This is a genomic window from Sediminihaliea albiluteola (genome assembly GCF_014077625.1).
Classification (GTDB): Bacteria; Pseudomonadota; Gammaproteobacteria; order Pseudomonadales; family Halieaceae; genus Sediminihaliea; species Sediminihaliea albiluteola.
The window spans coordinates 297,269-320,331 of the sequence record NZ_JACFXU010000014.1 but is presented as its reverse complement, the minus strand read 5'-3'; the positions used below and the strand labels follow the sequence as shown (position 1 = coordinate 320,331).

Below are 23,063 nucleotides of genomic sequence, written 5' to 3'. Positions count from 1 at the left end.
GCAATCACTCACTGACGCGTTGGAGGTGTACTTGTACAGTCAGGCCCTGTTAGCCCTTGAGGATGGCAGTATTTTCAAAGGTACCGCTATTGGTGCCGAAGGAAGCTCTGTCGGTGAGGTGGTGTTCAACACCGCTATGAGTGGCTATCAGGAGGTTCTTACTGATCCTTCTTATGCCCGCCAGATAGTGACGTTGACCTACCCCCATATTGGAAACACCGGTACTAACCCCGAAGATGAAGAGTCTGCGGCGATTTGGTCCACTGGTTTGATCATTCGTGATCTGCCCCTGATGGCCAGTAGCTTCCGCAATCAAGAAGACTTCTCCTCTTACCTTAAGCGTCGCAATGTCATTGCGATGGCCGAAATCGATACCCGCCGTTTGACCCGTATTCTCCGCGATAAAGGTGCCTTAAGCGGTTGCCTAATGGCTGGCGACAACATCGATGAGCAAGAGGCGCTCGCGCAGGCTCGTGCCTTTGCCGGTCTCAAGGGTATGGACTTGGCTAAGGTAGTCAGCGTCAAAGAGTCCTACACTTGGACAGAGGGAAGTTGGGCGCTCGGTGAGGGCTTTTTCAAGCCTGCTGAAAGCGAGTTGACTAAGCATGTGGTGGCCTATGATTTTGGTGTTAAGCGCAATATCTTGCGCATGCTGGTGGATCGCGGCTGCCGTGTCACAGTAGTGCCGGCGCAGACTCCCGCAGCAGAAGTGCTGGCCATGAATCCCGATGGCATATTCCTGTCCAATGGCCCCGGTGACCCCGAGCCTTGTGATTATGCCATCCAAGCGATCCAGGAATTCCTAGAAACGGATGTGCCAATTTTCGGTATCTGTTTGGGGCATCAGTTGCTTGGTCTGGCCAGCGGAGCCAAAACCATGAAAATGAGCCAGGGTCATCACGGCGCCAACCATCCAGTGCAGAACCTAAAAGATGGCCGGGTGCTCATCACCAGCCAGAACCACGGTTTTGCGATCGCTGAAGAAGGGCTGCCAGCCAACCTAGAGGTAACCCACAAATCCTTGTTTGATGGCACCATACAGGGTTTTCAGCGCAGCGATAAAGCTGCATTTAGCTTTCAGGGTCACCCAGAGGCAGGCCCAGGTCCACACGATGCCGCGCCACTGTTTGACCACTTTATTGAATTGATAGAAGCCCGAGCGGGAAGAAGTTAAGCCGTATGCCAAAAAGAACTGACATTCAAAGTATCCTGATCCTCGGTGCTGGACCGATTGTTATCGGCCAAGCCTGTGAGTTTGATTACTCCGGCGCCCAAGCCTGTAAAGCGCTGCGGGAAGAGGGTTATCGCGTTATTCTGGTGAACTCCAACCCAGCGACTATTATGACCGACCCGGCGATGGCCGACTCCACCTATATCGAACCGATTGAGTGGCAGACGGTTGAGCGGATCATCGAGGCAGAAAAACCCGACGCACTGCTGCCAACCATGGGTGGCCAGACAGCCTTGAACTGCGCGCTAGATCTGGCGCGTCATGGCGTGCTGGAAAAGCATGGCGTTGAGATGATTGGCGCCACCAAGGAAGCGATCGACATGGCGGAAGACCGCCAGCTATTCGATGACGCCATGAAGCGCATCGGTCTGGAGACGCCGCGCGCTGCCACCGCCCACAGTTTGGAAGAGGCTTTTCAGGTACTCGACTCAATTGGCTTCCCCTGCATTATCCGGCCCTCCTTTACCATGGGTGGCTCCGGTGGCGGTATTGCCTATAACCGCGACGAATTTGAAAAAATCTGCCTGCGCGGACTCGATCTATCCCCAACTAAAGAGCTGCTGATTGACGAGTCACTGATCGGCTGGAAAGAGTTCGAGATGGAGGTGGTGCGCGACAAAAATGACAACTGCATCATCGTCTGCGCGATCGAGAACTTTGATGCCATGGGGGTGCACACCGGTGACTCTATTACCGTGGCGCCGGCCCAAACGCTGACCGATAAAGAGTATCAGATCATGCGCAACGCCTCGCTGGCGGTGCTGCGTGAAATCGGCGTCGAAACTGGCGGCTCCAACGTGCAGTTTGGCCAGTGTCCTAAAACGGGGCGCTTTGTCATCATTGAGATGAACCCGCGGGTATCACGCTCCTCAGCACTTGCTTCTAAAGCGACTGGTTTCCCAATTGCCAAAGTCGCCGCAAAGTTGGCTGTTGGTTTTACCCTAGACGAGTTAAAGAACGACATTACCGGTGGTGCCACGCCCGCATCCTTTGAGCCGAGCATCGACTATGTTGTAACCAAGATTCCTCGCTTTGCCTTCGAGAAATTTAACGCCGCAGACTCACGCCTGACTACCCAGATGAAGTCTGTGGGTGAGGTGATGGCTATTGGTCGCACCTTCCAAGAATCCATCCAAAAAGCCATTCGAGGCCTAGAAGTCGGCTCCTCCGGCTTTGAGTCGAAAATGGATGTGAAGGACCCCGATATTCGCGATGAGTTGATCTCCGAGTTGGTCAACCCCGGTCCTGACCGCCTCTGGTATTTGGGCGATGCATTCCGCGCAGGTATGAGCGTGGATGAGGTGTACCGCCACTCTGGTGTAGACCCTTGGTTTTTGATCCAAATTCAAGATTTGATTGAAATCGAGGGCAGCCTGAATTCGCTGGCCTTGACTGACATTGATAAGCAGGCCATGTACCGCCTCAAGCGCAAGGGCTTTGCCGACAGCCGGCTGTCGGTCTTGCTGGGTGTCACGGAAGGTGAAGTGCGCAGTCATCGTCACAGCCTCGGTATTCGCCCAGTGTATAAGCGGGTTGATACCTGTGCCGCGGAGTTTGTCTCCACCACGGCTTACATGTATTCCACCTATGAGGAAGAGTGCGAAGCTGAGCCGAGCGACCGCGATAAAATACTGGTCTTAGGCGGCGGTCCCAACCGGATTGGTCAGGGTATCGAGTTTGACTACTGCTGTGTGCATGCGGCACTGGCGATGCGTGAAGATGGTTACGAAGCCATCATGGTTAACTGTAACCCAGAAACCGTGTCGACCGATTACGACATCTCTGACCGCCTGTATTTTGAGCCGGTGACGCTGGAAGATGTGCTGGAAATTGTGCACCTAGAAAAGCCCAAAGGGGTGATTGTGCAATTTGGTGGTCAAACGCCGCTGAAACTGGCCCGCGCCCTTGAAGCTCAAGGTGTGCCGATCATTGGCACCTCTCCTGATGCCATCGATCGCGCTGAAGATCGTGAGCGCTTCCAGCGTATGATCCAAAAATTGGGCCTGCGACAGCCTGCCAACACCACAGTGCGCAGCGTTGACGAAGCACTAGAGGCAGCTGAAACGATTGGTTACCCACTGGTAGTGCGGCCCTCTTACGTACTTGGCGGTAGAGCCATGGAAGTGGTTTACCGCGAGGAAGACTTGCTGCGCTACATGCGCGATGCGGTACTGGTGTCTGATGACTCACCGGTTCTGCTCGATAGCTTCCTCAGTGCGGCTGTCGAAGTGGATGTGGATGCAGTGAGCGACGGTAAGCAGGTAGTGATCGGCGCAATCATGCAGCATATTGAGCAAGCTGGTGTGCACTCCGGTGACTCTGCTTGCGCTCTGCCGCCCTATAGCTTGCCTGCTGAGGTACAAGACGAAATGCGCGAGCAGATTCGTCAAATGGCCCTGGAGCTCGGTGTATGTGGCTTGATGAACGTGCAGCTGGCCTGGCAGGACAATGAAATTTACATCATTGAAGTGAACCCTCGTGCTTCGCGTACGGTGCCCTTTGTGTCTAAGTGCATAGGCCTATCGCTAGCTAAAGTGGCGGCGCGCTGCATGGCTGGTACCAGCCTGGCAGATCAGGGCTACACCAAAGAAATTGTGCCCCCTTATTTCTCAGTTAAAGAAGCGGTTATGCCCTTTAACAAGTTCCCTGGTGTCGATCCAATTTTGGGCCCTGAAATGCGCTCTACTGGTGAGGTGATGGGCACGGGTGACACTTTTGCCGGCGCTTTTGCTAAAGCACAGTTGGGAGCGGGTTCGCCCCCACCGCGCAGCGGCACGGCCTTGATCAGTGTGCGGGATGTCGACAAGCCCGGCATAGTTGAGGTGGCAAAACAGTTGGTTGAGTTGGGCTTTGATATAGTCGCCACTGGCGGCACCGCAAACGCACTGGAGCAGGCGGGACTGAGCGTGCGCCGGGTTAACAAGGTGCTAGAAGGGCGGCCGCACATTGTTGATATGATCAAGAACAATGAAGCGGACTTCATTATCAATACTACAGAAGGGCGTCGTGCGATCGCAGACTCGGCCCCCATTCGCGCCAGCGCTGAGGCGCATCGAGTGTTTTACACCACCACTCTTGCAGCGGCCGAAGCGGTGTGCATGGCCTTGAAACTGGAAACAGACAAGAAGGTGCGCAGGCTGCAAGACCTGCATGCAAGTATAGGAGTATAGCGCTATGAGCAATGTGCCCATGACGGTATCTGGAGAAGCTGCTCTACGGAAAGAGTTAGATCAGCTAAAAAAGGTCGATCGCCCACGTATCACCCAAGCTATTGCTGAGGCGCGGGAGCACGGTGACCTGAAAGAAAATGCTGAGTACCACGCGGCCCGTGAACAGCAGAGCTTTAACGAAGGTCGTATCATGGAAATTGAGAGCAAGCTCTCCAATGCCCAAGTGATCGACGTGACCAAAATCCCCTACAGTGGCAAAGTAATATTTGGTACGACGGTCGACCTCATTAATGTCGAAAGTGAGGCCACTGTGACTTACCGCATAGTGGGTGACGACGAAGCCGACGTGAAGCAGAACCTGATCTCGGTCAGTTCACCTATCGCGCGCGCTTTGATCGGCAAGGAAGAGGGCGATGTCGTGGTCGTCAAGGCACCTGGCGGCGACGTGGAGTATGAAATCGATCGGGTTCAGCATATCTAAGCGATGCCCGCATTAACCCCGCTGTAGCTGAAACAGCTGCATGCGGGCCAGCACCAGCTGCGCAATCAGATTAATCACCAGAGCGTGGTTCTCTTTGCGCAGCCCTTCCAAACCTTCACTTATCTGTTGCTGCAAGTCGCGGCTTATCTCACTGGGCAGGTCATCTGGCAGGCTGAGAGTAAAGCTGTAGGCTTCTGGTTGGCTAAACTCTTTGTAGATGCGTGTCAGTTCAGTGGCAGCAAAGTCGCTCAGAGCTTGGTCAGCGCCGTAGGCCGCTAAGCGCTGCCGCAGTTCCCGATCGAGAAAAGCTAGGCCCTGGGCCTGCGTGGATGGAAAATGGAGAACAGTCCCCATACAGTAGCTCGCCTCCTGTCATCAGATATCATCGATATCATAGGCCAGCGCAGTGTGTGGGGAAAGCGGGCTTTACTGAGGGCGTAGCAGGTTGGATAGTTTGGGGTCAGGCTGCTTGCTGTGGCGCAGTAGCAGAACGACGTTGCCAATGGATTGGACTAAGCTGCTGTTGGTGAGCTGGCAAATCTCGGCGGCGACTTCGCTGCGAGCTTCGCGGCTGCCCACGGCCAATTTGATCTTGATTAGCTCGTGATCGCTGAGGGCGCGCTCAATTTCTGTCAGCACATTGTCGTTGAGGCCCTTGCCTGCGACAGTGACGACGGGGTTTAATTTGTGGCCGATAGCCCGCAGTTGCTTGATATCCAGCTTGGCGTTCTTGCTCATAGGGTTTCCACGTTACAATGGGGTATTCACTCGGGGCGGGTATTCTACACAAGCGTATAGTGACACGATACGGCCCAATTTACGGAAATTATAGAGACTGTCTATGGCAAAGAAGCGCCCCTCAAGTCAAGCTTGGTTAAAAGAACACCGCGACGATCCCTACGTGCAGCGAGCCCAGCGTGAAGGCTATCGCTCGCGTGCTTGTTACAAGCTATTGGAGTTGCAGGATAAAGATCGTTTGATTCGTCCCGGTATGACGGTGGTGGATCTCGGCAGTGCCCCCGGTGGTTGGTCGCAGGTTGCGGCAGAGCTAGTGGGGCATCGAGGGCGGGTGGTAGCTTCGGATATACTGCACATGGACAGCTTGGCCGACGTGGAGTTTATTCAAGGTGACTTCACCGAGGACGCCGTGTTTGAGCAAATTGTTGAGGCGATTGGCGCAGCGCCAGTGGACTTGGTGATGTCAGATATGGCGCCGAATATGAGTGGTATGAGCGAGGTCGATCAACCGCGCTCTATGTACCTTGTCGAGCTGGCTTTAGATATGGCCTGTAAAGTATTGGCTCCTGGCGGATGCTTTGTAACAAAAGTATTTCAGGGGGAGGGCTTTGATGAATTGTTTCGTCAGGCTAAGGGCTCTTTTGGCAAAGTGTTGACACGTAAGCCAGCGGCCTCGCGGCCTCGCTCGAGAGAAGTGTATTTAGTAGCGAAAGCTTTCAAAGGACTTTAATTAGCGCTAATGCACACAGGGGGCTTGAAACGTGGAGCAATAACCCCATCTGTAGTACATTGGACAAACTTATATTCCCATTGTGGAATGCTTCGGGGGCTTGGTGTCCTTGTAGTGTTCTCCCACATCAATCCTCCGATTGGTCGGGCGTGCCCAGATTCCAGCTATAATTGTGGAACAACTGGTTTTAGCGTCGGTCTAGCAGACGGCAAGTTGGTGAGGTAACTGCGTTGAGTGATATGGCAAAAAATCTACTACTTTGGCTGGTTATAGCCGCCGTCCTGTTGTCGGTGTTCAATAACTTTAATATGCAGAACTCGACCGAACAGGTCGGTTATTCTGATTTCATTGAGCAAATCCAGCAGGATCAAGTGAAAAAAGTGGTAGTGGATGGTCTCACTATCACGGGCGAGCGTTTTGACGGCAGCCAGTTCGAAACAATTCGGCCCATGGTGGAAGATCCTAAGCTGATCGACGACCTATTGGATCACAAGGTGGTGGTTGAAGGGCGTAAACCGGAGCAGCAAAGCGTTTGGACGCAGTTGCTGGTGGCGAGTTTCCCGATCCTGATAATCATTGCCGTATTCATGTTCTTCATGCGTCAGATGCAAGGCGGTGCGGGTGGCAAGGGCGGCCCGATGAGCTTTGGCAAGAGTAAAGCGCGGCTGCTGGGTGAAGATCAGATAACTACCACCTTTGCTGATGTGGCCGGGGTCGATGAAGCTAAGGAAGACGTGCAGGAGCTGGTTGAGTTTCTGCGCGACCCGGGTCGATTCCAAAAGCTTGGTGGACGGATTCCTCGCGGTGTGTTGATGGTGGGGCAGCCAGGTACCGGTAAAACTTTGCTAGCCAAAGCCATCGCCGGTGAGGCCAAAGTACCGTTTTTCTCTATATCTGGCTCTGATTTTGTCGAAATGTTTGTCGGTGTGGGTGCTTCTCGGGTGCGCGATATGTTCGAGCAGGCCAAAAAGCAAGCACCCTGTATCATCTTTATTGATGAAATTGACGCTGTCGGTCGGCACCGCGGTGCGGGCTTAGGTGGTGGCCACGATGAGCGCGAACAGACCCTAAACCAGCTGCTGGTCGAAATGGATGGCTTTGAAGCGAATGATGGCGTCATTGTTATTGCTGCGACCAACCGCCCCGACGTGTTGGACCCAGCATTACTGCGCCCCGGTCGCTTTGACCGTCAGGTGGTTGTGGGCTTGCCAGATATACGTGGTCGCGAACAGATCTTAAAAGTACACATGCGCAAGGTGCCGCTGTCGGAAGATGTCGAGCCCTCTAAAATTGCTCGTGGTACACCCGGTTTTTCCGGTGCCGACTTGGCTAACTTGGTTAACGAAGCGGCGCTCTTTGCAGCGCGGGGCAATCTGCGCACCGTAGGTATGACCCAGTTCGAGCTGGCCAAAGACAAGATTATGATGGGCGCTGAGCGCAAATCGATGGTGATGTCGGAAGCTGAAAAGCGCAATACTGCCTACCATGAGGCTGGTCATGCGATTGTTGGGCGCTTGATGCCCGAGCACGACCCGGTCTATAAGGTGAGTATTATTCCGCGTGGTCGCGCACTGGGTGTGACAATGTTTTTGCCCGAAGAAGACCGCTACAGCCACAGTCGCCGTCATATCATTTCGCAAATATGCAGCTTGTTTGGTGGCCGTATTGCCGAGGAGATGACGCTCGGCAAAGATGGTGTTACCACCGGTGCTTCCAATGATATTCAGCGGGCTACGGACATCGCCCGCAAGATGGTGACCCAGTGGGGACTGTCGGAAAAAATGGGGCCTTTAATGTATGACGAGGCCGATGAAGAGGTTTTCCTCGGTCGCTCCAGTGGTCAGCCCCACAAAAGTATTTCCGGTGAAACCGCAAAACAGATTGACCAGGAAGTACGGCGTATTATTGATGAGTGCTATGCCACTGCTGAGCGCATACTGGAAGAGAACTTCGACAAGCTGCACCTGATGGCAGAAGCTTTGATGCTCTATGAAACCATCGATGCCGATCAGATCGACGATATTATGTCTGGTCGCCCAGCGCGTGAACCGAAAGACTGGGGTGGCTCTGGTGGCGGTGCCAGCAGTGATAGTAGCGCAACAAAAGAGCAGAATAGCAGCTCTGATGAGAGCGAATCCTCCCCAATAGGCGGCCCTGCCGGCGAGCATTAAGCGCGGGGCTCAGTAGATTTTGCCTGCCACAGCAGACTTTCCCCTGCCGGTGCTTAACTGCGCTGGCAGGGCTCTCGACTTATCGCGCCCCCAGGTCATGGGGGTGCTCAATACCACACCAGACTCTTTTTCAGATGGCGGAAGCCTCTATAAGCAAAACGGCTTAGATCTCGAGCAAGCTATGGCTCGGGCACGTCTGATGTGTGAACAGGGCGCTAGCATCATTGATATTGGTGGTGAGTCGACTCGCCCCGGCGCTGCTCCAGTCACTATTGAGCAAGAGCTGGAGCGGGTAGTGCCGCTGGTTGAGCGCATCGCAGCTGAGCTAGAGGTTGTCATCTCGGTGGATACTAGTTCGCCGCAAGTGATGACCGAGGCCGCTGCCGTAGGGGCTGGGTTAATCAATGATGTGCGGGCTTTGCAGCGCGAAGGAGCCTTGGCAGCGGCGGCGGCGACCGGCCTGCCGGTGTGTTTGATGCACATGCAGGGGCAGCCGGATACCATGCAGCAGAATCCTCAATACCGGGATGTTAGTGCTGAGGTGAGCGATTTCTTGCGCCAGCGCATGAGTGTTTGTGATCTGGCGGGAATTCCCCGTGAGCGTTTGCTGCTCGATCCAGGTTTTGGTTTTGGTAAGTCACTACAACATAACTTGCAGCTACTGCGTGACTTGCCGCAGTTGCGCGACTTGGGTCAGCCTTTGCTGGTCGGTATGTCGCGAAAATCAATGATCGCTAAATTGCTCGACCGGGCAGTTGACGAGCGTTTGGCAGCGGGTCTTGCTCTGGCGGTGTTGGCCGTTGAGCGCGGAGCGTGGATAATACGCACCCACGATATTCAGGAAACTGCCGACGCCCTCGCCATGTGTAGCGCACTGGCAGAAATTGGAGAATAAATGAGTAGACGCTATTTCGGCACCGACGGTATTCGCGGTGAGGTAGGCAGTAAGCCGATTACGCCTGACTTTATGCTCAAGCTTGGTTGGGCCTGCGGCCGAGTCTTTTCTCGCAGTGATGACGGCGCTGGCCGCAAGACTGTGATTATCGGCAAGGACACCAGAGTATCTGGCTATATGTTCGAGTCGGCCCTAGAGGCTGGCCTGGTGGCTGCCGGTGTCGATGTGAAGCTGTTGGGCCCCATGCCCACACCGGCGGTGGCTTTAATGACGCGCACTCAGCATGCCGTGGCGGGCATCGTGATCAGCGCCTCACATAATCCTTTTTATGACAATGGCATCAAGTTTTTCTCTGCTACTGGCTCCAAGCTGCCCGATGAGGTTGAGCTGGCTATTGAGGCAGAATTGGAGGAGGAGCTTGAAGTGGTGTCCTCCCGAGAAATTGGCAAGGTGTTGCGGGTAGTCGATGCAGCCGGGCGCTATATCGAATACTGCAAGTCGACGGTTCCCGAAGGCTTTAGTCTGCGGGGGCTTAAAATTGCGGTTGATTGCGCTAACGGTGCGACCTACCACATCGCTCCGAGTGTGTTATCAGAGCTTGGTGCCGACGTGGTCACCCTCGGTGTCCAGCCAGATGGCTTCAATATCAATGAAGGTGTGGGTTCTACTGATACCGCGGCGCTTTCAGCCTTAGTACTCGAGCAGCAGGCTGATCTAGGTATCGCCTATGACGGCGACGGCGACCGTGTGCTGTTTGTTGACCGCAATGGCAAGTTGGTCGATGGTGACGAGCTACTCTACATTATTGCACTGCACCGTTTAGCCCATGGCACCTCTGAAGCAGGTGTGGTGGGTACGGCAATGAGCAACCTTGGGCTGGAGCTGGCCCTGCGTGACGCCGGTTTGCAGTTAGTGCGGGCCAAAGTAGGTGACCGCTACGTCAAAGAAATGATGGAAAGCCAAGGCTGGTTGCTGGGAGGGGAGTCCTCGGGGCATATTATCTGTGCAGACCACACCACTACAGGCGATGGTATCGTGGCCTCTTTACAGGTCTTGGTGGCTGTGCAGAAGTCGGGCGGCGAGCTTTTGACGCTGCTCAAAGGAATGACCAAGTGTCCCCAAACCATGATCAATGTGCGGGTTAAGGGCAAGTTTGACATTAATGACTATCCCGCCATTGTCGATGCGGTGAAAGAAGTGGAGGATACATTGGGTGATCGCGGCCGAGTCTTGCTGCGCCCCTCGGGTACTGAGCCCCTGGTGCGTGTCATGGTGGAAGGCCAAGATCATGAGAAGGTCGCCGAGCTCTGCGCTGATTTGGCAGGGCGTGTCGAGGCGGCTGTGGCATAAAGGGATGGCTTTGCGCTCGATTGTCCTTGGCATTTGTCTTGTAACGCAGGGATATCTCGGGTAGCATTGCCGCCGTTTTCGCTCCGGGGAAAAACCATGCGTCGACCGCTTGTTATGGCTAACTGGAAGATGCACGGCTCACGAGCCAGCGTCGAGCAGTTGAGCACAGAATTGTTAGGCTTGGAAAACTTGTCACAGATAGACGTGGCTGTGTGTCCAAGTTTTGTTCACCTTGCACAGGTTTTGGCACAGGCTGCTAAGTCTGGGCTGCAAGTGGGGGCCCAGGACTGCAGTCATATGCAATCTGGCGCTTACACCGGTGAGGTATCAGCCGAAATGCTGGCTGATTTGGGTTGTGAGTGGGTCTTACTGGGTCACTCGGAGCGGCGCCAGTATCACTCAGAGTCTGATGACATGGTGGCTGCAAAGCTAGCTGCAGCACTTGAGGCTGGTTTAAAGCCAGTACTGTGTATTGGTGAGACGCAGGCTCAGCGTGAAGACGGTGAGGCTTTTGAGGTTGTAGCCAAGCAGCTTAAGGGCGCTTTGGCTGGTCAGGCAGAGCTGCGAGGTTTGGTGGTTGCCTATGAACCTGTTTGGGCGATCGGTACTGGCCTGACAGCAACGCCGGCCGAAGCGCAAGAGATGCACAGCTTTATACGTGAGCAGTTGGCGGGTATAGGATCATTGAATGCCGCTAAATTGCGCATTCTTTATGGTGGTAGTGTAAAAGCTGCCAATGCGCAGGCACTGTTCTCCCAACCGGATATCGACGGGGCTTTAGTGGGAGGTGCGTCATTAGACGCAGCCGAGTTTGCAAAAATTATTGAGGCGGCGATCTAGCGCCAGCCACTTTTGAAGTTGACGCCCCACGAGGGCAAAAGGACTTATGGAACAAATTATTCTGATTGTTCATCTGCTGCTTGCCTTGGGCATTATTGGCCTGATCATGCTGCAGCAGGGTAAGGGTGCCGATATGGGCGCATCCTTCGGTGCCGGTGCCTCCCAGACACTCTTTGGTAGTGGCGGCAGTGATAACGTTTTGACCCGAGCTACTGCGTGGTTGGTTGTGCTGTTTTTTGCTTCTAGCTTTGGCTTGGCTATTCTGGCGACTCAAAAAACACGTGTTGTCGATGATTTGGATCTCATTTTGCCGCCAGCTGAAGAAATTTCTGCGCCAGCTATAGAGTCTGATCTTCCAGTAGTAGATAATGCGGCGCCGGAAGCCGCTCCCATCCAAGAGGGAGATGTTCCGGAGTTGTAATCACCTGTTTATGCCGAAGTGGTGGAATTGGTAGACACGCTATCTTGAGGGGGTAGTGAGCTATGCTCGTGCGGGTTCAAGTCCCGCCTTCGGCACCATCTAAAAATCATCCTCTTGCGATGACTTTCTGCGGATTATTTCTGCGCCATACAACTGCCTGAGTGCACCTGCATGCTGAGTGAAAAAAACGAGTACTGGTCAGAAACATTTGCCGGGAAAGATTTTTCCTCCCAGGTGATCAAGGGTAAAGAGTTTGACGGCTGCGTATTTCGAGACTGTGACTTCAGTGAGGCCACTTTTGAGCGCTGTAATTTTGTCGACTGCGAATTCAATCAGTGCAATCTCAGTGTGGTATCCCTAGCTTACAGTAAGTTCTCAGGTGTCGTTTTTCATGAGTCAAAGTTGGTCGGTGTGGATTGGACTCGTATCACGCGGCCCTCGTTGATAGTGAGCTCGCCTGTCAGCTTCTACAAATGCATACTCAATGACAGTTCTTTTTTCGGTTTATCCTTTCCCGAGCTGATACTGGAAGAGTGCAAGGCGCATCAAGTGGATTTCCGCGAAGGGTCTTTTAGCTCAGCCAACTTCACTTATAGTGACTTTAGTGGCAGTCAGTTTAGTCAAACTGACCTTGCGGAGGCGGATTTTTCAGAGGCCAGTAACTACAGCATAGATGTCTATCAGAATCGAATTAAAGGCGCGAAGTTTAGCCGCCATGAAGCCGTGGGCCTGCTGGAGAGTTTAGAAATAGAGCTGGTCGACTGAGCTGCTTCCTCAGGCGCTCGCAAGTCTTTGGAGATTACTCACTTTGCCCTTGGGACTTAGCCGTAGATAGTAGTTTGCTTTTTGTTTTTCTATATAAATCCCAGAGCAGCATCGTAACTAAAACGATTAGCCCGTAATCGATCCAACTGGGAAAGTGGCTGGCTGAGATCAGCAAGCATAGTGTAAGTATGATGGCTGAGTGGCTAATAAACAGTGATTTTAAGGATATCGGCAGTAGGTCAGTGCTATTTTGTTTTTGAGTCATTGCGTCTACTTTACGCCTCGTGGTCTTTTCTGTTTCTTGTTATCGCCAGTTCTATCAGGGTGCCAACAAGAATTAATACAATCACTGCTTCGATGGGTGCGCCAAGCCAGTACCCTAGGAGGCCTAAAGCCATCGCCGCTATGTAACCGATATAGCTTGATTTCATATTAAAACCTCGGTGGTTGGTCATTTCGCTTGCATGGGTGGAGTTTGTTAGCCGAGGCGGCTGACGAAGTAATCGCCGCCCCGGCAAAGGGTTAATGCTGTTGTAAGCTTCTCGTCAGTGCTGGTGACGAGCCACTGCCGCCGATATAGTTAGCAAGATCGTATACGGCGAGCCCGAAACCAATACGGCCAGCAATTGCTGTAAGCATGCTTCTGGCGCCGAGCTGACCGATTGCGCCAACGGCGATACCGATAATAGGTGCTACACCTCCGTTTACGTTCTCAAGCTCCTCGGTAGTCAGTTCGCGGCATGGTGAAATAGCTGTGATCAAGGGTGTAACTTCTGCTGTAGTGTTCATATATAGTTCCCTCTATGAGTTACGTCCATTTTGTTAAGGTGCCACTTTTCGGTGGCGGGTTAGCATCGCGACTTCGGTCTGTGCCAAAAAGCCTCGATGTTTCGTTTCTCGACGAGTTGCTTATTGCAGATCTGCGTCGATGGTATGGTAATAGTTGTCGGCTCCTTGCATATAAAGATGAGCAATAGGGGGTTCAGAAACAATATCGATTTCGTTCAGGGCTTGTTTTGATGGATTGTTTTAGACTGAAGATGCTAGTTTTTTGCCGTCTATAGCTGGTGAATTGTATGCCCTTAATAAATGTAGGAATTAAATCGCTAGATAGGTTGACCCGGGTGGGTGTCATACCTATAATGCACAACCTCGAATTTGGGACGCAGCAGCAACGCGGCTCAAGGTGAAGTGCCAAGGGGTCTTCACAGCGAGAAAGTTTTGATGCGGGGTGGAGCAGTCTGGTAGCTCGTCGGGCTCATAACCCGAAGGTCGTCGGTTCAAATCCGGCCCCCGCTACCAATTTCGTATTACCCGCTCCAAAGTATTGGTAATACGTTTCGAAAAGCCCCTTTTAAGGGGCTTTTTCGTATCTGCGATAAAAGTGCCAGAAAGTCGGCGGGAGCAAGCAATACGTGGCAAGTAAACAGCAGGAGATTCAGCAGCTTCTGATGCCTTCTATTGAGGCATTGGGCTATGAGCTGTGGGGCGTCGAATATTTGTCCCAAGGCCGCCATACCGTATTGCGTATTTATATCGAAAACGAACAGGGCATCAGTGTCGATGATTGTGCGACCGTGAGTCACCACATCAGCGGTGTGATGGATGTTGAAGACCCAATAAGTGGTGAGTACACGCTGGAGGTGTCTTCTCCTGGCCTAGATCGCTTGTTGTTCCGCCTAGAGCAGTACCCCGCCTATGTGGGTGAGTGGTTGGATATGCGCTTGCGCACTCCCTTTGAAGGGCGACGTAAGTTCAAAGGCGTTTTAAACGGCATTGAGGGTGAGGATGTGGTAGTACAGGTGGAAGATCACGAATATCTGCTGCCCTTCACTACGATTGAAAAAGCTCGAATTTTACCCCGCGACTGACGCGGACATCGAACAGGCGAGGCTTTAGATGACAAAGGAAATTCTGCTGGTTGCGGAAGCGGTATCGAATGAGAAAGGTGTCTCTGAAGACATTATTTTTGAGGCGATTGAGCTGGCGCTGGCGACAGCAACGAAAAAGCGTTATGACGAAGATGCCGATATCGAGGTAACTATCGACCGAAAGACTGGCGACTATGATACGGTCCGCCGCTGGTTGGTTGTGCCCGATGACGAAGTAGCTTTGTTAGGCACGCAGCTGACTACCGAGGAAGCGATTGAAAAAGATCCGAACCTCAAGCCTGGTGATGTATTTGAAGAGCAGATAGAAAACGTTGGCTTTGGTCGTATCGCAGCGCAGACAGCTAAGCAGGTTATCGTGCAGCGTGTGCGTGATGCCGAGCGCGCTCAAGTGGTCGAGCAATACATGGATCGGCTCGGTGAGCTGGTGGCTGGCACTGTTAAGAAGGTCACTCGTGACAATGTCATCGTGGACCTAGGCAACAATGCTGAGGGCCTATTGCCCCGCGAGCAGTTGGTGGGCCGAGAGACCTTCCGCGTCAATGATCGCGTGCGTGCGATTTTGATGGAAATTAGCACCGAAACCCGTGGTCCGCAGCTGATTCTCAGTCGCGCTTGCCCTGAGATGCTGATCGAGCTGTTCAAAATTGAAGTGCCGGAAATTTCCGAGCAAGTGATACAGATTCGCGCTGCGGCCCGTGATCCGGGTTCTCGGGCAAAAATTGCAGTGAAGACCAACGATCAGCGTATCGACCCCGTCGGTGCCTGTGTGGGTATGCGTGGCTCACGAGTGCAGGCAGTATCCGGTGAGCTCGATAACGAGCGTGTGGATATTGTGCTTTGGGATGACAACCCCGCTCAGCTGGTGATTAACGCAATGTCGCCGGCTGAGGTTGAGTCGATTGTTGTAGATGAAGACAAGGGCACAATGGATGTTGCCGTGTCAGAAGATAACTTGGCTCAAGCGATTGGTCGCTCGGGTCAAAACGTACGCCTTGCAAGTGAGTTGACCGGTTGGACCATCAACGTGATGAGTACCGAAGAAGCCGCTGATAAGCATGAGGCAGAGGCCGGTGAAGTTATTCAGGCCTTTATGGATCAACTAGAGATTGACGAAGAAGTAGCTGAAATCCTAGTAGATGAAGGTTTTAGCACTCTGGAAGAAGTAGCCTATGTGCCGCTGGAAGAAATGACTGCGGTAGAAGGTTTTGACGAAGAAATCGCCGAGGAACTGCGGGCTCGCGCCAAGGATGCCTTGTTGACACAGGCTATCGCATCCGAAGGGCAGCTGGGTGATAAGCAACCTGCAGAAGACTTGTTGAACATGGACGGTATGGATCGGGAGCTGGCTCATATATTAGCCAGCCGTGAAGTGACGACAATGGAAGACTTGGCTGAACTCGGTGTGGAAGACCTGATGGATATCCCGGAGATGACAGAAGAGCGCGCGGGCGAGCTGATTATGACAGCCCGTGCTCCCTGGTTTGCGGAGGAGTCGGAGTAAGGCCGTAGCTAATAGCGGCAACAGACTATCGCAAACAGGGTAACGGGATTAAGGAGAGTAAGGAATGGCGCAGGTGACAGTAAAGCAACTCGCAGAGACTGTGGGTGCTTCCGTAGAACGTCTGCTTTCGCAGATGAAAGATGCCGGCTTGCCGCATAAAAGTGCAAGCGAAGCGGTATCTGAGGAGGACAAGCAAACACTGCTAAGCCACCTCAAGGGCGGTGCATCCAGCGCGGGGCCCAAGCGTATTACGCTTAAGCGTAAAACCATGAGCACGCTGCGTACCAGCGGCTCACAGGGCAAAAAAACGGTTAATGTCGAAGTGCGCAAAAAGCGCACTTACGTAAAACGTGACCCTGAGGAACTGCGGGCTGAGGCAGAAGCTGCCGCAGCGGCTGAAGCTGAGGCCAAGCAGCAAGAAGATAGGGCAGAGGAAGAGCCCAAGGTAACAGCTGAGGCTGTGCCGACACCTGAGCCAGAAGTGGAAGTTGTGCCAGAGCCTGAGCCAGAACCCGAGCCGGAACCTGAGCCCGAGCCAGAGCCCGAGCCAGAGCCAGAGCCAGAGCCGGAACCAGAGCCGGAGCCCGAGCCAGAACCGGAGCCGGAAGTAGCAGAAGAGCCCGAGCCAGAAGAAGATCTGCGCAATATAGATCCTGAAGTTTTACGTCAGCGGGCGATTCAGCGTCGTCAAAAGAAAGAGGCTGAGGAAGCTGCCGCGCGTAAGGCTGCTATCGAAGCACGTAAAGCTGAAGAAGAGCGACAGAAGGCCGAGGCTGCAGCAGCTAAAGCCGCTGCAGAAAAAGAGAAAGAGGCGAAGCGACCCAAGCGTTTGCACGATGCACCGCCGCCGCCCAGTGCTGATGAACAGCGCCGCAAAGCGGGTCCTCGTGGTCGACTTGACCGCAGTTCTGCTGGCCGCGGTAAGCAGCGCGGGCACAACCTGTCACTGTCAGATTTGGAAGCAGCAGAGTCAGGTGTAGGTCGCCGTCGCGGTGGCCGCCGTAAGATGAAAGCGAGTCATGCCGAACACAGCAAACATGGATTTGAGATGCCAACAGAGAAAATTGTCCATGAAGTAGAGCTGGCGGATATGACATCCGTGGCTGGCCTAGCACAGCAGATGTCGGTGAAGGCCGGTACGGTCATCAAGGAACTGATGAAGCTAGGTGTGATGGCCACGATCAACCAGATGATCGACCAGGACACAGCTATTCTGGTGGTCGAGGAACTGGGCCATACATATAAGCTAATCAGCGCCGATGCGCTTGAAGATAAGCTGGAAGAGACATTGGCTCAGCACGAGGGCACGATGGAACCACGCGCGCCAGTTGTTAGCGTGATGGGCCACGTAGACCACGGTAAAACCTCTCTGCTGGACTACATTCGTAAAAGCCGAGTTGCCTCTGGTGAGGCCGGTGGTATTACACAGCATATCGGTGCTTACCACGTAGAAACTGAACACGGCATGATCTCCTTCTTGGATACCCCTGGCCACGCTGCGTTTACCGCAATGCGAGCCCGCGGTGCTAAGAGTACTGATATCGTTATTTTGGTTGTTGCCGGTGACGATGGCGTGATGCCGCAGACAATTGAGGCTGTTCAGCATGCGAAAGCTGCTGGAGTGCCGTTGATTGTAGCCGTGAACAAAATGGATAAAGAAGACGTTGATCCAGACCGGGTTAAGAATGAACTCGCAGCTAAAGACGTCATTCCCGAAGAGTGGGGCGGTGACACGCAGTTTGTGAACGTTTCCGCGCTAACGGGTGATGGCATTGACGCCCTGTTGGACGCAGTACTGCTGCAGGCTGAGTTGCTTGAGCTGGAAGCGCCTCGCGATGTGCCGGCTCAGGGTTTGGTGATTGAGTCGCGCCTTGATAAAGGTCGTGGCCCAGTGGCTTCTCTGTTGGTGCAAAGCGGTACCTTGCGTCAGGGCGACATCGTCTTGGCAGGCCTCCAGTACGGTCGCGTGCGCGCCATGTTGGATGAAAATGGCAAGCCGATCGAGTCAGCTGGCCCCAGTATACCGGTGGAAATTCTCGGTCTAGATGGCACACCTGATGCAGGTGATCAGTTTGCTGTTGTTGAAAGTGAAAAACGGGCTCGCGAATTGGCCGATTATCGCCAAGAGAAAACACGCGATACCAAACTGCAGCGTCAGCAGGCCGCTAAGCTGGATAACATGTTTGAAAGCATGACCGCCGGTGAGAAGAAAACACTCAACGTAGTGGTGAAGGCCGATGTTCGCGGTACTTTAGAAGCTATCCAGTCTTCGCTCTTAGAGTTGGGTAACGAAGAAGTGCAGGTGAATATTGTCTCCGGTGGCGTTGGTGGTATTGCCGAAACAGACGTTACCCTGGCGATTACTTCTGGTGCAGTGATTTTCGGCTTTAACGTGCGGGCTGACGCTGCGGCGCGTCGCCTGGTTGAGTCCGAAGGTGTTGATCTGCGTTACTACAACGTGATCTACGACCTGATTGACGATGTGAAACAGGCCCTGAGCGGTATGCTACCGCCGGAAATGCGGGAAGAGATTGTCGGCATCGCGGAAGTACGCGATGTGTTCCGCTCGCCGAAGTTTGGCTTGATTGCTGGCTGTATGGTCACCGAGGGCACCGTGTATCGCTCCAAGCCGATCCGTGTACTGCGAGATAACGTGGTCATCTTTGAGGGTGAGCTAGAGTCACTGCGTCGCTTTAAAGACGATGCCAATGAAGTTCGCAGCGGCACCGAGTGTGGTATCGGCGTGAAGAACTATACTGACGTCAAAGTCGGAGATTTAATTGAAGTCTTCGACGTGAAGGAGATTGCACGCTCTCTGTAGCGGCATATTTATGGCTAAAGAATACAGTCGTACCCAGCGCGTTGCAGATTACCTGCAGCGCGAACTGGCGGCTTTAATTCAGCACGAAGTGCGCGATCCACGCCTTGGTATGGTCAGCATTACCGGTGTTGATGTCAGCCGTGACCTGGGCCACGCGCGGGTCTATTACACAGCTCTCGACAGTGATACTGCTGAAGAAGCTGCTGAAGCGACCACTGTGCTAAATAAGGCTGCGGGTTTTTTGCGCTCGCAATTGTCGCGCGACAGCAATATGCGCACGGTGCCTCAACTGCGCTTTATCTTTGATAGCAGTGTCGGGCGGGGCCGCTCAATGGAGAGTTTGATTCGCAAGGCGGCCGATGCCGATCGCCAGTTAGGTCTGCGTGCGGATGACGAGCCTGGAGAGGATAGCTAGTCGTGGCGCGTCGTCGTCGTGGCAGAGCAATCGATGGGATTTTGGTGCTCGATAAGCCCTTAGGCACCAGTTCTAATCATGCCTTGCAGCAGGCCAAACGCTTGTATTTTGCAGCTAAGGCTGGGCATACAGGTAGCTTGGATCCCTTGGCGACAGGCGTATTGCCACTGTGTTTTGGCGAAGCCACTAAGTTTTCCCAGTATTTGCTGGATGCCGACAAAGCTTATGACAGCACCTTTGTGCTAGGTCAAAGCACTACCACGGGTGATGCCGAGGGTGAGTTAGTAGCAGAGCACGACGCGTCTGCGATCACTAAGGCACAAATTGAACAGGCACTGACGGCGTTTCGTGGTGAAATCGAGCAAGTTCCGTCAATGTTTTCGGCCATTAAGCAAAATGGTCAGCCGCTTTATAAGCTGGCGCGGCAGGGCAAAGAAGTTGAGCGCAAGTCACGCCGAGTCACTATACATAGCCTCGAGCTGCGCGCGCTACGCTTAGGAGCTAAGATCGAGTTGGATGTGTCCATTCGCTGCAGCAAGGGCACCTACGTGCGCTCTATTGCAGAGGACCTCGGTAAGGCCTTGGCTTGCGGTGGACATGTCAGTGTATTGCGTCGCACCCAAGCGGGGCCATTCACATTGGCAGATAGTGTGAGCCTAACAACTCTAGAGGCCTTAAAAGAAAACGATGATCTAGCGGCGATGGATCAATTATTGTTGCCTGCAGACACTGCGGTAAAGGCTTTACCTGAAGTACGTCTCACGCAATCAGCGGGTTTTTATATACGCCAGGGCCAAGCAGTATTGGTGCCAAAAGCACCTCACAGTGGTATTGTGCGAATTAATTTAGAGACCGGAGAGTTTCTGGGTGTAGGAGAAATATTGGACGATGGGCGCGTGGCGCCGCGTCGACTGATAGTCACTAGTGGGTGACAAGAACTTGTCTGTAAATCTGCACGGGCAAGCTCATAAGTAAACACGGCGGCAACTTCAATGTGGGGGCCGCTATAGGCAGATTACATAGAGGAATATTGAAATGGCATTATCAGCAGAACAGAAAGCAGAAATCGTAAAACAGTACCAGTTAGCAGAAGGTGATACTGGTTCCCCAGAAGTACAGGTTGCGTTGCTGACGGCAAATATTGAGCAGCTGCGAGATCACTTCGCATCACACAAGCATGACCACCACTCACGTCGCGGTCTGATCCGCATGGTTAACCAGCGCCGTAAGCTGCTGGATTATCTGAAGCGTAAAGATGTTGCTCGCTATGCCGAGCTGATCAAGCGACTGGGTCTACGTCGATAAGCTGTACCTTATACCGGGGCCTAGCGCCCCGGTAGTCATGTATAGAATTGGAGAAAAATCTTGAATCCAGTAACTAAAACATTCCAGTATGGTGGCCAGACCGTCACTCTGGAAACCGGCCGCATCGCCAGGCAGGCGTCAGGCGCGGTCCTGGTTACCGTAGAAAACACCTCGGTCCTAGTGACCGTAGTGGCGGAGAAGACGGCTAAGCCTAACCAGCCTTTTTTCCCGTTGTCCGTACACTATCAGGAAAAAACTTACGCGGTAGGTAAGATTCCCGGTGGTTTTTTCAAGCGCGAAGCACGCCCTAGTGAAAAAGAAACACTGACATCACGTCTGATTGACCGCCCCATCCGGCCGCTGTTTGAAGATGGCTTCATGAATGAGGTGCAGGTTGTATGCACCGTGATGTCTGCGGACAAGCACATTGATCCCGATATTCCGGCAATGATCGGCACCTCGGCTGCACTGGCCATCTCTGGTTGCCCCTTTAACGGTCCGATCGGCGCGGCACGTGTAGGCTTCACCGAAGCACAGGGCTACACCCTTAACCCGACTTACGAACAGCTGGCCGAAAGCAAGCTGGACATGGTCGTAGCTGGCACCAGCGACGCTGTACTGATGGTTGAGTCGCAGGCCGCTGAATTAAGCGAAGATCAGATGCTTGGTGCGGTACTTTATGCGCACCAAGAAATGCAGGTGGTTATTCAGGCGGTCAAAGAGTTGGCCGCTGAAGCTGGCAAGCCCCGTTGGGACTGGCAGGCACCTGAAGTCAATCAGGAGCTGCTAGCAGCTGTTGAAGCACAGGTTAAAAATGATCTGGGCGAAGCCTACCGCATCACCGAAAAAGCGGCGCGCTATGATCGCATTAACGAGATCAAAGAAGCATGCGTTGAGGCCTTGGCAGTAGAAGAAGACGGCCCCTCAGCCGAAGATGTGAAAGAGATCTTTAAAAGCGTTGAGAAGAACTTGGTGCGCAAGCGTATTCTGGCCGGCGAGCCGCGTATTGACGGTCGTGATACACGCACTGTGCGCCCCATCGCTTGTGAAGTGGACGTGCTGCCCAAAGTACACGGCTCAGCTCTGTTTACCCGTGGTGAAACTCAGGCCATCGGCGCTGTTACACTGGGCTCAACCCGTGACGCGCAGATTATCGATGCCCTGGAAGGCGAGCGTCGCGATCCTTTCATGCTGCACTATAACTTCCCTCCTTATTCAGTGGGTGAGGCGGGTCGTATTGGTTTTACTAGCCGTCGTGAAATAGGCCACGGTCGTCTGGCGCGTCGCGGTCTGGCAGCTGTATTGCCTGATAGCGAAGCATTCCCTTACACCATCCGTGTGGTATCTGAGATCACCGAGTCCAATGGCTCTAGCTCTATGGCTTCAGTCTGTGTCGGCTCTCTGGCTATGATGGCAGCGGGCGTGCCCTTGAGTGCACCGGTTGCGGGTATCGCCATGGGTCTGGTTAAAGAAGGCAACCAGTTTGCTGTTCTGACTGACATCCTCGGCGACGAAGACCACCTCGGCGACATGGACTTTAAAGTGGCCGGTACCGCCGAAGGTGTTACTGCGCTGCAGATGGACATTAAGATCGAAGGTATTAACGAGCAGATCATGGAGATCGCGCTCAGTCAGGCACTGCAGGCTCGCTTGCACATCCTGGGTCAGATGAACGAAGTGCTGCCAGCGGCTCGCACAGTAACATCTGAAAATGCGCCCAGCATGGTGACCTTGAAAGTTGATTCCGACAAGATTCGCGACATCATTGGTAAGGGCGGTGCAATGATCCGTTCTATCACTGAAGAATCTGGCGCCACGGTCGATATTGATGACGATGGTTCGGTGCGCGTATTTGGTCAAGATCAAGCTGCCCGCGATAAAGCCGTTAGCATGATCGAAGAGATCACCGCTGAAGCTGAAGTGGGTGCGGTGTACACCGGTACAGTTGCACGTATCGTGGATTTCGGTGCTTTCGTAAACATCCTGCCTGGTAAAGATGGTCTGGTACACATTTCTCAAATCGCTAATGAGCGTGTTGAGAACGTGTCTGATCACCTCAGTGAAGGTCAGGAAATTCGCGTTAAAGTGCTGGATGTAGATCAGCGCGGTCGTATCAAGCTGTCCATTAAAGAACTGTTGGAAGATGAAGCTGCTGAGCAGAGCACAGAGCAGGAATCATCTGATTCTTAATTGGCTAAGCTCAGTTCGATGAGAAGGGGATGCTGCTGAGCATCCCTTTTTTTTGTCTTTGTTGAAGTGAAAGAGCCGGAATTTAGCCGCTGTAAGTGCAATATTAGCAGCTACGCGACAGGTTTTTCAGGCTTAGTTATTTGGAGT

General features: G+C 53.3%; 20 protein-coding genes and 2 tRNA genes. 19 read left to right on the top strand and 3 right to left on the bottom strand.

Translation table 11 applies throughout. The features are described 5' to 3' along the window. Positions 1 to 31 precede the first annotated feature (31 nt). From carA to greA, 3 genes are read left to right on the top strand one after another with little or no spacing between them, the layout of a single operon-like run. The gene (carA, locus tag H2508_RS08355; protein ID WP_182171785.1) at positions 32 to 1,174 is read left to right on the top strand and encodes a glutamine-hydrolyzing carbamoyl-phosphate synthase small subunit; all 1,143 of its coding nucleotides are present in this window, start codon (positions 32 to 34) and stop codon (positions 1,172 to 1,174) included. A gap of 5 nt (positions 1,175 to 1,179) precedes the next feature. Continuing rightward, positions 1,180 to 4,401 carry a carbamoyl-phosphate synthase large subunit gene (gene carB, locus H2508_RS08350; protein WP_182171782.1) on the top strand — a complete coding sequence of 1,074 codons (3,222 nt, stop codon included), beginning with the start codon at positions 1,180 to 1,182 and terminating at the stop codon, positions 4,399 to 4,401. 4 nt (positions 4,402 to 4,405) lie between these two features. Further along, positions 4,406 to 4,882 carry a transcription elongation factor GreA gene (gene greA / locus H2508_RS08345; protein WP_182171779.1) on the top strand — a complete coding sequence of 159 codons (477 nt, stop codon included), beginning with the start codon at positions 4,406 to 4,408 and terminating at the stop codon, positions 4,880 to 4,882. A 12-nt stretch (positions 4,883 to 4,894) separates the two neighbouring features. On the opposite strand, the gene H2508_RS08340 is transcribed toward greA, so the two are convergent. Both H2508_RS08340 and H2508_RS08335 read right to left on the bottom strand, forming a co-directional pair. Then, positions 4,895 to 5,236 carry a hypothetical protein gene (locus H2508_RS08340; RefSeq protein WP_182171776.1) on the bottom strand — a complete coding sequence of 114 codons (342 nt, stop codon included), beginning with the start codon at positions 5,234 to 5,236 and terminating at the stop codon, positions 4,895 to 4,897. Positions 5,237 to 5,308: 72 nt separating this feature from the next. Then, entirely contained in the window at positions 5,309 to 5,620 is a 312-nt protein-coding gene (locus tag H2508_RS08335; RefSeq protein WP_182171773.1) for a YhbY family RNA-binding protein, read from the bottom strand. 103 nt (positions 5,621 to 5,723) lie between these two features. Between H2508_RS08335 and rlmE the strand changes: the two genes are divergently transcribed. From rlmE to H2508_RS08295, 8 genes are all read left to right on the top strand, one after another. Further along, entirely contained in the window at positions 5,724 to 6,350 is a 627-nt protein-coding gene (rlmE, locus tag H2508_RS08330) for a 23S rRNA (uridine(2552)-2'-O)-methyltransferase RlmE (protein WP_182171770.1), read from the top strand. A gap of 239 nt (positions 6,351 to 6,589) precedes the next feature. Next, a complete protein-coding gene (ftsH, locus tag H2508_RS08325) occupies positions 6,590 to 8,521 on the top strand; it encodes an ATP-dependent zinc metalloprotease FtsH (protein WP_182171767.1) in 1,932 nt (643 codons plus the stop codon). Positions 8,522 to 8,540: 19 nt separating this feature from the next. Then, on the top strand, positions 8,541 to 9,416 hold the full coding sequence (gene folP, locus H2508_RS08320) for a dihydropteroate synthase (protein WP_456238867.1): 876 nt from the start codon (positions 8,541 to 8,543) through the stop codon (positions 9,414 to 9,416). Beyond that, positions 9,417 to 10,766, top strand: a complete 1,350-nt coding sequence (gene glmM / locus H2508_RS08315; RefSeq protein ID WP_182171764.1) for a phosphoglucosamine mutase — start codon at positions 9,417 to 9,419, stop codon at positions 10,764 to 10,766. It begins immediately after the preceding gene. Positions 10,767 to 10,862: 96 nt separating this feature from the next. Continuing rightward, entirely contained in the window at positions 10,863 to 11,606 is a 744-nt protein-coding gene (tpiA, locus tag H2508_RS08310; RefSeq protein WP_182171761.1) for a triose-phosphate isomerase, read from the top strand. 46 nt (positions 11,607 to 11,652) lie between these two features. Then, the gene (gene secG / locus H2508_RS08305) at positions 11,653 to 12,027 is read left to right on the top strand and encodes a preprotein translocase subunit SecG (protein ID WP_182171758.1); all 375 of its coding nucleotides are present in this window, start codon (positions 11,653 to 11,655) and stop codon (positions 12,025 to 12,027) included. A 12-nt stretch (positions 12,028 to 12,039) separates the two neighbouring features. Then, positions 12,040 to 12,125: transfer RNA gene (locus tag H2508_RS08300), tRNA-Leu, on the top strand. Positions 12,126 to 12,198: 73 nt separating this feature from the next. Then, positions 12,199 to 12,792 carry a pentapeptide repeat-containing protein gene (locus H2508_RS08295; RefSeq protein ID WP_182171755.1) on the top strand — a complete coding sequence of 198 codons (594 nt, stop codon included), beginning with the start codon at positions 12,199 to 12,201 and terminating at the stop codon, positions 12,790 to 12,792. Between the two features lie 522 nt (positions 12,793 to 13,314). On the opposite strand, the gene H2508_RS08290 is transcribed toward H2508_RS08295, so the two are convergent. Further along, the gene (locus H2508_RS08290) at positions 13,315 to 13,581 is read right to left on the bottom strand and encodes a class IIb bacteriocin, lactobin A/cerein 7B family (protein ID WP_182171752.1); all 267 of its coding nucleotides are present in this window, start codon (positions 13,579 to 13,581) and stop codon (positions 13,315 to 13,317) included. Positions 13,582 to 14,017: 436 nt separating this feature from the next. Between H2508_RS08290 and H2508_RS08285 the strand changes: the two genes are divergently transcribed. The 8 genes from H2508_RS08285 (at position 14,018) to pnp (ending at position 22,916) form a co-directional block, all read left to right on the top strand. Next, positions 14,018 to 14,094, top strand: a tRNA-Met gene (locus tag H2508_RS08285). Positions 14,095 to 14,207: 113 nt separating this feature from the next. Beyond that, positions 14,208 to 14,663 carry a ribosome maturation factor RimP gene (gene rimP, locus H2508_RS08280; RefSeq protein ID WP_182171749.1) on the top strand — a complete coding sequence of 152 codons (456 nt, stop codon included), beginning with the start codon at positions 14,208 to 14,210 and terminating at the stop codon, positions 14,661 to 14,663. A 28-nt stretch (positions 14,664 to 14,691) separates the two neighbouring features. Next, a complete protein-coding gene (gene nusA / locus H2508_RS08275; protein WP_182171746.1) occupies positions 14,692 to 16,185 on the top strand; it encodes a transcription termination factor NusA in 1,494 nt (497 codons plus the stop codon). Between the two features lie 64 nt (positions 16,186 to 16,249). Next, positions 16,250 to 19,006, top strand: coding sequence for a translation initiation factor IF-2 (gene infB, locus H2508_RS08270; protein WP_182171743.1), 2,757 nt, complete (start codon positions 16,250 to 16,252; stop codon positions 19,004 to 19,006). A 10-nt stretch (positions 19,007 to 19,016) separates the two neighbouring features. Next, entirely contained in the window at positions 19,017 to 19,421 is a 405-nt protein-coding gene (rbfA, locus tag H2508_RS08265; protein ID WP_182171740.1) for a 30S ribosome-binding factor RbfA, read from the top strand. A gap of 2 nt (positions 19,422 to 19,423) precedes the next feature. Beyond that, a complete protein-coding gene (gene truB, locus H2508_RS08260) occupies positions 19,424 to 20,353 on the top strand; it encodes a tRNA pseudouridine(55) synthase TruB (RefSeq protein ID WP_182171737.1) in 930 nt (309 codons plus the stop codon). A 103-nt stretch (positions 20,354 to 20,456) separates the two neighbouring features. Then, a complete protein-coding gene (rpsO, locus tag H2508_RS08255) occupies positions 20,457 to 20,726 on the top strand; it encodes a 30S ribosomal protein S15 (protein ID WP_182171734.1) in 270 nt (89 codons plus the stop codon). A gap of 60 nt (positions 20,727 to 20,786) precedes the next feature. Then, positions 20,787 to 22,916 (top strand): polyribonucleotide nucleotidyltransferase, encoded by a 2,130-nt coding sequence (gene pnp / locus H2508_RS08250; protein WP_182171731.1) that lies wholly within the window; start codon positions 20,787 to 20,789, stop codon positions 22,914 to 22,916. Positions 22,917 to 23,063: the final 147 nt, after the last annotated feature.